Genomic DNA, 11,654 nt, shown 5'->3' with positions numbered 1-11,654 from the left:
GTCTCATCCGCAATACCTTAAGTTCAAAATGAAAATAGTTTTTTATAATCTGATATTCCTCTTTAGCATCACACTATTTATTATTGAAGCAGGGGCGCAAGACAGCAGGGAGGTTTCCAGTCCAGATGGAACACTCAAAGTTAAAATTGCTATTAACAATGGTATGGTCCAATATGCGGTTCACTATCAGGGTGTGGTAATGTTGGAGAATTCCCCTTTGGGACTGGGGACCAATGAGGGAGACTTTACCTCCAATATACGTTTTGTGGATGCTTCCACTGGGAAAATCGATAAGTCTTACACCCAGGATAAAATCAAGACTTCCTTTGTAAAGTACCAGTCCAACACCTTGACTTATACGGTCAAGAATGGGGAAGGAAAGCAAATTGCTTTTCACTTTCAGGTGAGTGACCATGATATTGCATTTCGGTATGAATTGCCCAAATGGGGGGAGACCAGGGCAAAAGTAGTTGAGCGGGAAATGACCGGTTTTAGGTTTCCCTCAGCTACTACTGCTTTTCTCTCTTCCATGATGAAGCCCATGACCGGCTTTGCCCGAACGGCGCCCAGCTATGAAAGTGGTTATGTCACTGATATTGCTTTGGAAAGCACTACGGCGAGATTTGGCTATGTTTTTCCGGGGCTTTTCAAAGTGGGGGAAGATGGATGGGTACTGCTATCCGAAACAGGGGTAGGAAGTAATTATAACGGAGCACACTTAAGTAGCTTTCAAGATGGAATGTACACTGTGGAATATCCCCAAATGGAGCAAAATAATGGCTTTGGCAGCACGGGTGCGCAAATTGGCCTTCCTGGTTTTACACCATGGCGTACCATTACAGTTGGGAAAACGCTCAAGCCAATAGTGGAAACCACCATTCCTTTTGATGTGGTGGAGCCGCTATATGAGGCCTCCCAAGCTTACCAATATGGAAAAGGAACCTGGAGTTGGATTGTATGGCAGGACAACAGTATGAATTTTGAAGATCAGGTGAAGTATATCGATTTGGCTGCAGCCATGGATTTTGAATACATCCTGATCGATGCCTGGTGGGATGAAAGGATTGGCTATAAAAAGATGGAAGAGCTGATCCAATATGCCAATTCCAAAAATGTGGATGTATTCCTTTGGTACAATTCCAATGGTACGGCCAATGATGCTTTCCAGACACCCTTGAACAAAATGAATACCTCCATCGCCAGGAAAAAGGAAATGAAATGGCTGCAGGAAGCAGGGGTGAAAGGATTGAAAGTGGACTTTTTCGGTGGGGACAAGCAGGAAACCATGCGGCTATATGAAGACATCTTGGTGGATGCCAATGACCATGGCTTGATGGTGATTTTCCATGGAACCACGCTTCCTAGAGGCTGGGAGAGAATGTATCCCAATTTTGTGGGAAGTGAAGCTGTCCTAGCTTCGGAAATGCTCATATTTTCCCAAGGTGTCCGAGAGAAAGAAGCATTTTATGCCTCATTGCACCCATTTATCAGAAATACAGTGGGTAGTATGGAGTTTGGAGGGGTTTTGCTCAATAAATTCCTTAACAGGGAAAATAAACAAGGCCAAGAGCGCTTGACCACGGATAGCTTCCAATTGGCCACCGGGATACTTTTTCAAAATCCTGTCCAGATGTTTGGCTTGACTCCAAATAACCTAGTTGATGTACCCGAATTTGAGATGGAGTTTTTAAGGGAACTGCCTACTACCTGGGATGAAACGGTCTTTATTGATGGATATCCGGGCAAATACAGTGTCCTGGCCAGAAGAAGTGGCAAGCATTGGTATATCGCAGGCGTCAATGCTGAAAATACTGTCAAGACCTTGAAAATCGATCTTCCAATGCTCAAAGGCAAGGAGGTCTCCTTGTACAATGATGATAAAGAAAGACAGCCCACACTCCAAACTGTGAAAGTTGGAAAAAATGGGGAACTGGCCGTTACGGTCCAGTCAAGAGGAGGCTTTGTAATTACCGATATAGGCAAGAATTCTATAATTGAAAATTAGAAATCCCTGAAGCGATGAAAAAAAACTTCTTTCAATATATCCTAATTGGTTTGATGCTGTTTCAGGCTGGCAACATCCATGCTCAGAACCCGATCATCCAAACCTCTTATACTGCAGATCCGGCTCCAATGGTTTATAATGGCAAGTTGTATTTATACACCTCCCATGATGAGGATAATTCAACATGGTTTACCATGAATGACTGGAGACTGTACACGACCGAAGATATGGTCAACTGGACAGATCATGGGGCTGTGTTGTCCTATAAGGAATTTAGTTGGGGCAAGATGAATGCCTGGGCACCTCAGTGCATAGAACGGGATGGGAAATTCTATATGTATGTGCCGATTACCGATAGGAACAATAAAAACGGCATTGGGGTGGCTGTAGCGGACAGCCCTTATGGCCCTTTCATTGATCCATTGGGCAAACCTTTGATCAGTAATAGTATGGACGATATAGACCCGACTGTTTTTGTGGATGATGATGGTCAGGCTTACCTGATGTGGGGAAACCCGGTATGTTATTATGTGAAATTAAACGAGGATATGATCTCTCTTGATGGGGAGATTGGGCAGTTTCCCAATACGATAGCCGCTTTTGGCAAACGGGAAGGCAAAGAGGATCCACGACGTCCGACTACCTACGAGGAAGGACCCTGGCTTTATAAAAGAAATGACTTGTATTACCTGCTCTTTGCGGCCGGTCCATTACCTGAACATATTGGTTATTCAACCAGTACCAGTCCGACTGGGCCATGGAAATACCAAGGCGAATTGATGCCCACTGAAGGCAGGAGCTTTACCAACCATCCGGGTATAGTGGATTTTAAGGGGAAAACCTATTTGTTCTATCATAATGGCGCCTTGCCCGGAGGGGGTGGATTTACCCGATCCGTCTGTGCCGATGAGGTGAAGTTCAAAGAAGATGGGACCATTATTCCCATGAAAATGACAGCAGGAATCACCAAGAGCCTAGGAACAATCAATCCTTATATCAAAAATGAAGCGGAGACCATTGCTTGGTCGGAAGGGGTAAAAGCCAATAAGAATGAGGTAGTGGGGAATTTTATTATTGCCACCAAAAACCAGGCCTATACTAAGGTAAAGGAGGTGGATTTTCGTGATAATGGTCCTGCTGAATTTATGGCAAGGGTCGGGACTGTCCACAATGGCAATGTAAGCATGGAGATCAGGCTAGACAGTTTGGACGGGAAGTTATTGGGTGCAGTCAATGTACCGCTATCAGGCGGAGAAGACAGGTGGTCATTGGTGTCCACCGAAGTAAAACAGGTGGAAGGTGTCCATGACCTGTATTTTGTTTTCAAAGGAAAAGCACCCAATAATATCCTGTATTTTGACTATTGGAAGTTTTCGGATTGAGGCATTGCCGGATGCTGAAGGCGGAAGGCTGGTTGTGCTGATGGCTTTGCCCCGGCACTATTAAAATTGAGCCCGCCTGAGTCGGACAGGCCTAAGGCTCAACTTACCTTGTCCCTCATCCCGATAGCTATGCGGGATGAAGGGACAACATGATAAGACACTGTTTCAACAAGACAAGGACATAGACCTGCCAGGTTTGTTTAACGAGTATCTACAAACCTGGCAGGTCTACAACGAGAGCTTGAGTGAGCGGGCAACTTAGCATGTGACCAGAGACCTATTTAAATGAAAAAATAGCAACGTAAACATTTTATAAAGAGTAATGAAAAAGCAATTAACAAGTATTTTAGCGGTTTTGATGACTGTTTTCTCCTTGACCGGAGCTTATTGCCAAAAGAAAGCAAGCAACGTCCCCGTATTTTCGAAGGCAGTTTATGAAGGAAATGACGAGGTCTATGAAAACAACCCTTTAGCAGAGGATGAATTTTATAACCCGATTCTTCAAGGATGTTATCCTGACCCGGCCATTACCAGAAAAGGGGATGATTATTACATGGTAGTATCCTCTTTCGCTATGTTCCCAGGGGTACCGATCTTCCATTCCAAGGATCTGGTAAACTGGACCCAGATCGGTCATGTGCTGGACAGAACCTCTCAGCTAGATGTACACGATACAGGAATAAGCGCAGGAGTGTACGCCCCGGATATCCGTTATAATCCGCATAACGATACCTTCTATATGATTACTACTGCATTTGCCGGAGGTTTGGGCAATTTCGTGGTCAAAACCAAAGACCCCATGAAAGGCTGGAGTGAACCGTATAAATTGAATTTTCAAGGGATTGATCCCGCCATATTCTTTGATGAAGACGGGAAGGCCTATGTGGTGCACAATGATGCACCCGCGCAGGGTGAGGAATTGTATAATGGTCACCGAGTGATTAAGGTTTGGGAATATGATCTGGAAAAAGACCAAGTTATTGCCGGAACAGATAAAGTGATTGTCAATGGAGGAGTGGACCTGTCCCAAAAACCGATTTGGATTGAAGCCCCACATATCTATAAGAAGGATGATAATTATTATTTGATGTGTGCAGAAGGAGGTACTGGTGGCTGGCATAGTGAGGTAGTATTCGTCAGCGATCATCCAAAAGGTCCTTATAAACCCGCACCAAGCAACCCGATTCTTAGCCAGCGGTATTTATCCCAGAACAGACAGAATAAAGTGGATTGGGCGGGGCATGCGGACTTGGTATTAGGGCCGGATGATAAATATTATGGTGTTTTCTTGGGGATTCGTCCCAATGAAAAGAATCGGGTAAATACAGGCAGGGAAACCTTTATCCTACCAGTGGATTGGTCTGGGGAGTTTCCGGTTTTCGAAAATGGTTTGGTGCCCATGGAGCCAAAGTTGAAAATGCCAGGAGGTGTCGAGAACAAAACAGGGCAGGAAGGGTTCTTTCCAAATGGTAACTTCACTTTTATAGAGGATTTTACTTCAGAGAAATTGGATTACCGATGGATAGGCCTGAGGGGACCAAGGGAAGCATTTATCTCCAAAACTAAAGGCGGTTTGCAGATCAATCCTTTTGACACCAATATTAAAGAGATCAAACCTACCTCTACGCTCTTTCACAGGCAGCAGCACAAAAACTTTTCTTTTACTACTACCATGGAATACCAGCCCCAGTCTGAAAAAGATTTGGCAGGTTTGGCCAGTGTGCAAAGTGAAGCCTTCAATTATGTGTTTGGAGTTACCAAATCCGGAAAGAAAAATGTATTGGTGCTGCAGCGAACTGAAGCACAGGGCAGAGGAGGAGACCGTGAGGTGAAGTCAGAAATCTTGGCAAGTACGCAGATTGACCTCAGGAATCCTGTGTCACTGAGAATAAGTGCTAATGGAGATGACTTTCAGTTCAGTTATTCCACCAACGGAACTGATTTCCAAAATCTGGGAGGTACTGTGTCCGGCGATATCCTTTCCACGAATGTAGCTGGTGGATTTACAGGGAATTTGATCGGTCTTTATGCTACCAAAGCAAATGATGCATATCCTACGGAGTAGATAGATTTAAAAATCCATTAACTCCAAATCATGAAATACCTTTTAAACCACCAACCAAAAGAGGTGGGGACTTTATGTCCTCACTTCTTTAATGACAGTATCCTGTGTGGAAAATACCGAAGAAGTAGGTGAAGCGGCCCTGCTCGAATGGGACTTTGGAGGTCTTGACTTGTATGAGGTCAAGTCCAATGATACAATCGATTAATTTTAACCTAATTAATAACCTTATTATGTTTTATATAATGAAAACCCTCACTAAAACGGTTTTTGCAATTGTATTGCTCTTTAGTGTTAAGCCTATAATGGCGCAGGATGGGACCATGTATCCAATTGACAAACCGGAGGAACCCAATGCCATCCCACTGGGTACAGGAGGTGTGGAAGGTCAAGCTTCTCCTGAGACCTGGTTTCGTCAATGGGGTGACCCAATGGCCAGAAACATCAGTACCGCCACACTGACCCCTTTTTTTCCAGAACCCGGTAAGGCCAACGGCACAACGGTGATCGTAGCGCCCGGAGGAGGGTTTAGATGGCTTTCAATGGGCAACGAAGGTTGGGAAGTGGCCGAAGCACTAGCTGAGCAGGGGATCACGGCATTTGTATTAAAATACAGGTTGCATCCTACCCCTGAATCACTGGAAGATTTCAGCAATTCCATGAACAGGACCTTTGACGAAGCATCCAAAGCAACACAAGAAGGAGAAGCCCCCAGACGACCGCGCAGGAACCTTTCCGACCAACTTGAGGATGCAGAAGCCGCCTATGCCATGATAGTTGAGCGGGCCGAAGAGTGGGGGCTAGATACAGACAGAATAGGGATGATTGGCTTTTCGGCAGGTGCCGGACTTACCATGCACTGCACAATCAACTCAGAGACCATGGATTTGGCTTTTATTGGTCCGGTCTATGGCGGTATGGGAGAAGTGGATGTGCCAAAGGATGCGCCTCCTATGTTCAATGTAATTGCCAGTGATGATTTTCTTTTTCATGGACAATTTGGTGTGATCCGCTCCTGGTACGAAGTGGGTAAACCGGTAGAGTTTCATCTTTACCAAAATGGAGGTCATGGTTTCGGATTGGGCAATCCCAATCGCACCAGCAACCGTTGGTTCGAAGCTTTTATGCACTGGCTGGAGGTGAATGGTTTTCTGGAGGGGGATGACAGATAAAACTGGAGAGTGGAGAAGGAAGAAAGGCTACTCCTAAGTCCCTAATATTGGACATTTGGCATGTTTAGACTCAGGATGGGATGCTTTATGCTGAAGAGGGAGTGCTATTGCACAAGAAGGTTGGTTTTAAATTAAGTGTTTATGAGGACCAAATTTATTCCAAATGAACCAATACCAAGTTTTCCCATCCGCTCAGGTCTTTATTGTGCCCGACTTTTTCCATGGCCTGGGTAATTTTGTTCTTGAATGCCCAACAGGTTTCTCTCCTCAGGTCCAAGATGTCAGACAGTTCACTTAGAGTAAGATCCACGTCCTTTCTATTAGAAAGGTATAAAATATAGAAGGCCTTTTCGATTGGGAATTTTAATTTGTGAAATAGCGTTTCGACGGTCGGCGATTCAAAATAATTGCAATTTTTACATCTTCTGCCATGGTTGGCGGCATTGGCATATTTATTATATCCGCATTTTTTACAAATGTATTTATCCTTCCATTTAAGTTCAGACAAAAACTGTAGGCAACTGTCCTTGTCAGGAAATACATTTTTGAAACTTTCAAAATCCAAGCCCTTCATTAGTGCTAGGTTTTTTGTTACTTCTTCCATATTTGTCCGAAGTTGCTCATTGTTTTTTCTCAGGTATTCATTGATCTGATTGACTTGGGTATTGAGTTCTTGTAGTTTTAGATTGGTCGTTTGAAGCTGTACATTTTTGCTGGCCAAATCTTTAGCCATGTTTTCAATCTTTTCTGTTCTTTCTTTTACCTTTTGTTGGAGTTTATTGTTGAGCTCATCTGCTAAGCGGTTTTTCTCTTCCAGTGCCATTGTCTTTTCTTCACTCACTGTTTTGAATTGCTCCTGAAGAAATTTTATTTGGTTGAAAATAGAAAGAGAAAATAGGACCACTTCCAGAAATATTACCGGATGAACAAAATACCAGTTGATCACTTGGTCATCAAATAATGCAAAGGCGATGGTATGACTATTTATGATAACCAAAAATAAGCAGGCATAGGCGAAAATATAGGACCATGAGTAAATTTTGGATTGCAACAATAATCTTAATCCAATGGAAAATGGCACCAGCATAATGGAAATTGTTAGGCCTATATAGATCCTACCTTCTATGTGAAATAGGGTGTCCTGGGTAAAAAATAGGATACATTTAAGTATGATCGCAATGATGGTTGCCCGAAACATCAAGTTACTTGTATTGTATTTTTGGACAAACCTGTTTGAAAACAGCAAAGTAGCTATGACCACGGCCACTTGGGTGATATTCCCTTGCGTTAAGAAATTGAGTTCAGGGTGATTTGGCCATAAATATTGAAAACCCAAACCATCTCTGCCAAAGGAAAACCATATACAGGCCAGTATCAAGCCGGCAAAATAGAGATATAAAGTATCCCGAAGTTTATAAACGAGATATAAATTGAAGACAAGAATAAGCGCTAATACGCCGTAGTAGATTCCAAGAAAATAATATTCATTGAGCGTGTGCGCTATGAATTTTTCATTGGTACGCAAATGCAGATTAAAAGCAAGCGGATAGCTTCTCCTTACCTTAAAGTAGTATGTCTTTTGCTCTCCCGGCCTTATATCAAGCAGGTAGTTAAAGTTTTTGTGTTTGATATTCCTTTGGTAAAATGGAAAATCATATCCTGAGGTATTAGCAGTAAAGCTGCCGTCAGGATTGGGAAAATAATAAGTGAATTGGTTGATGTCAAAACCCCAAGATTCGAAATACCATGAATGATTATGGACTTTTTCCTGATTTTTGATTTTCAATCTTAACCAAATGTTTTGGTCAAAGGCCCCATAAACAACATGAATATCAGAAACTGGCTCAAATTTGTTTTGGTATTCGGATGATGAAATATCCTGAATGCTTAGTTGTGATGAAGGATCAACATAGTAATCCATATATTCTATGATATTGGCATAGTCTTTAACTTCCTTAATGTAGAAGATATTATCAGTATCATTTTTTGCCTGTTTTCCATATGAATTTTGGAAAGAGATTAATGAAAAAAGGACTACACTAATAATAAAATAATAGCGATTCATTTTATTTTGAAGGTTACTTGGGTATGATATTAAGTGTTGAATATACTAATAAAACACAAAGGTGCATAGCATTCAATTATACTAACAATTAATGTAATCGAATGAGATGGATTTATTTTCCTTAAGCGAAATATAAATAGGGTTTTAATAAAATGTATTTTTTAAGTATCTGAAAATCAGTTTTTTGACTAAAGCGCAATTAACGCTAGTGTCACTCCTTCAAATTTTTGTATGTATTTGATCAAAAGTTTATTCAATGGTAATGTGAGCGAAGTTTTTAACATAGAACGTTGAGGCAAACTGTTTGATATTTAAGCGGGTAAATAAGTTCTAAATGATTGGTAATCAGTAGTTTGTGTGTGTTTGTAATACTTTTAAATTGATTTTGTTTGGTTTAAGTTTGTTTTGTGTCCAGATGATAAAGTGTTGTTTTATTTGGATGTATTAATAATAGCCCAATAATAATCATGTATTACATATGAGGAGTGCTTTATTTAAAAGGAGTTCTTTAGTCGGTTTAATGTTCATTTTATTGAGCGGCTTTGGCACAAATGACCACCTTGGCTTCAAGGAGGTATTTATAGATGATTTTTATATAGGATCGGCCTTGAGTTTACGAAACGTAAATGCCGATAATAATAAGGTGAAACATGTACTGTCAAAGAACTTTAACAGTATCAGTCCAGAAAATTTGTTGAAGTGGCAATCTGTTCACCCAAGACCTGATACGTATGTTTTTGAATCTGCAGATCGCTATGTCGAGTTAGGCGAACAGTTGGATATGTTTACCATTGGACATACCCTGGTGTGGCATAATCAAACACCTTCCTGGGTATTTGAAAATTCAGATGGAGAATTATTGGATGGAAATGCACTTACCAAACGCATGGAAGGGCATATTGAAACCGTGATGGGAAGGTATGAGGAAAGAGTACATGGTTGGGATGTGGTAAATGAGGCCTTTACTGATGATGGAGAATACCGCCAATCAAATTGGTATAGGGCAATAGGTAAAAATTATATCAAAACAGCTTTTCGGAAAGCCAAGGAAGTAGATGCAGCCGCAGAACTCTATTATAATGATTATAACCTTTGGAAGCCTAAGAAGATTGATGCTGTGATGGAGATGGTGAAAGAAATGCAAGCAGAGGGCGTACCTATCGATGGAGTAGGCATGCAAGGACATTATGGACTTGATACCCCAACATTAGAGCAGATAGAAGCATCGATCAAAAAGATTGCCGATCAGGGTTTAAAAGTAATGATCACGGAATTGGATATCGATGTATTACCAAATCCCACCAACAGGCGTGGTGCTGATATCGATGATAATTTTGATTATGAAGCAAAATATGATCCCTTAAAAAGTGGTGTTCCGGAAGAAATCAAGGAAAAATTGGCCAAACGATATTTAGAGCTTTTCCAATTATTTCAAAAATATCGGTCAGATATAACCAGGGTGACATTTTGGGGGATTCGTGACCAGGATAGCTGGTTAAACAACTGGCCTATAGTGGGAAGGACGGCCTATCCATTGATTTTTGAAAATGATTACTCCATTAAGGAGGAAGTGATAAAACAAATAGAAGTGCTTAAAGATCAAGATGAAGTGATGCCTTGATCAAGGTACATTTACCCAATACAGATTATTAAATCAAACCTATAAAACCAATTAAAGGAATCATGAGATATCCAATATTAATCACGCTTATTGTTATCGCAGGAAGTATTATTTCGGGATGTGGAAGGGGGAATACTGAAGAGTCCAAGAAGGAGTTTACTTCAGGTGCAGAGAAAGCAGTTGAGTTTCTTAATGCCCCTTTGATCAAGGAAATATACACGGCTGATCCTTCGGCGCATGTTTTTGAGGGTAAAATATATATCTACCCATCTCATGATGTGGAATCAACAGTGGAAGAAGATGATTCTGGAGCTCAATATAATATGAAAGACTATTTTGTTTTTTCCTTGGATAGGGCAGGAGGGCAGGTAGTGAATCATGGAAAGGTATTGGATGTCAAGGATGTAAAGTGGGCAAAACGGCAGATGTGGGCTCCGGATGCTGCTGAAAAAAATGGTAAATTTTATCTCTATTTTCCTGCAAAGGACCATGAAGACTTGTTTAGACTGGGAGTAGCAGTTTCTGACGAACCAACAGGCCCTTTCATACCTGAGGAAACACCCATGGAAGGTAGTTTTAGTATGGATCCAGCTGTTTTTCAAGACGATGACGGACAATATTATATCTATTGGGGAGGAATCTGGGGTGGACAGCTTCAAAAATGGAGAACCGGAAAATATGTTTCAACGGGGAATGGTCCATATGATGACGAACCAAAGGATGATGAGCCTGCTATTGCACCCAAAGTGGCCATGCTAAGTGATGATATGCTACAATTTAAAGAAGCTCCAAAGGATGTGGTCATTTTAGATGAGGCTGGAAATCCCATCAAAGCAGGGGATCATGAAAAAAGGTTTTTTGAAGCATCTTGGATGCACAAATATAATGGTACTTATTATTTCTCCTATTCTACGGGAGATACGCATAAGATAGTTTATGCCACTGGAAGCAATCCATATGGACCTTTCACTTACCAAGGTGTGATTTTAAACCCTGTACAAGGCTGGACCAATCATCATTCAATTGTTGAGTTTGAAGGGCAATGGTATATTTTTTACCACGACACAGAACTATCGAATAAAAATTATTTAAGGAACGTCAAGATGAGTCCACTTCGTCATTTGGAAGATGGTAGTATAGAACTTATTGAACCTATTATAGAAGAATAAATCATGATTAAATGGATCCTCATATTGGTTTGTGGGAGGCTTTTACACGGGGTTTGCCTCTTGCATACCAAATGAGGCCACCCAGTTTGTTGGGCAATAAGCATAGAGGAATTGGCTGATAAGCAGTATTGTGATTTAATAATTTATTGAAAAGAAACAATATCCATCGGATAAAAAG

7 protein-coding genes are annotated in these 11,654 nt (G+C 41.3%); 6 read left to right on the top strand and 1 reads right to left on the bottom strand.

Annotated features, from left to right (window positions below; genetic code table 11):
• The first annotated feature begins 28 nt into the window (after positions 1 to 28).
• From ACYVAA_RS10015 to ACYVAA_RS10000, 4 genes are all read left to right on the top strand, one after another.
• Positions 29 to 2,005 carry a glycoside hydrolase family 97 protein gene (locus ACYVAA_RS10015; protein ID WP_460541116.1) on the top strand — a complete coding sequence of 659 codons (1,977 nt, stop codon included), beginning with the start codon at positions 29 to 31 and terminating at the stop codon, positions 2,003 to 2,005.
• Positions 2,006 to 2,019: 14 nt separating this feature from the next.
• The gene (locus ACYVAA_RS10010; protein WP_460541114.1) at positions 2,020 to 3,387 is read left to right on the top strand and encodes a glycoside hydrolase family 43 protein; all 1,368 of its coding nucleotides are present in this window, start codon (positions 2,020 to 2,022) and stop codon (positions 3,385 to 3,387) included.
• A gap of 322 nt (positions 3,388 to 3,709) precedes the next feature.
• Positions 3,710 to 5,452, top strand: a complete 1,743-nt coding sequence (locus tag ACYVAA_RS10005) for a glycoside hydrolase family 43 protein (protein ID WP_460541112.1) — start codon at positions 3,710 to 3,712, stop codon at positions 5,450 to 5,452.
• Positions 5,453 to 5,694: 242 nt separating this feature from the next.
• Positions 5,695 to 6,621 (top strand): alpha/beta hydrolase, encoded by a 927-nt coding sequence (locus ACYVAA_RS10000; RefSeq protein WP_460541110.1) that lies wholly within the window; start codon positions 5,695 to 5,697, stop codon positions 6,619 to 6,621.
• Positions 6,622 to 6,775: 154 nt separating this feature from the next.
• Here the strand turns inward: ACYVAA_RS10000 and ACYVAA_RS09995 are convergent, their stop codons facing one another.
• Positions 6,776 to 8,542, bottom strand: coding sequence for a 7TM-DISM domain-containing protein (locus tag ACYVAA_RS09995; RefSeq protein WP_460541108.1), 1,767 nt, complete (start codon positions 8,540 to 8,542; stop codon positions 6,776 to 6,778).
• Positions 8,543 to 9,206: 664 nt separating this feature from the next.
• Between ACYVAA_RS09995 and ACYVAA_RS09990 the strand changes: the two genes are divergently transcribed.
• Together ACYVAA_RS09990 and ACYVAA_RS09985 are read left to right on the top strand one after the other, a co-directional pair.
• Entirely contained in the window at positions 9,207 to 10,307 is a 1,101-nt protein-coding gene (locus tag ACYVAA_RS09990) for an endo-1,4-beta-xylanase (protein ID WP_460541106.1), read from the top strand.
• A 62-nt stretch (positions 10,308 to 10,369) separates the two neighbouring features.
• On the top strand, positions 10,370 to 11,476 hold the full coding sequence (locus tag ACYVAA_RS09985; protein ID WP_460541104.1) for a glycoside hydrolase family 43 protein: 1,107 nt from the start codon (positions 10,370 to 10,372) through the stop codon (positions 11,474 to 11,476).
• Positions 11,477 to 11,654: the final 178 nt, after the last annotated feature.

It is taken from the genome of Echinicola sediminis, assembly GCF_054777495.1.
This window is presented reverse-complemented; position numbering and strand designations above follow the sequence as displayed.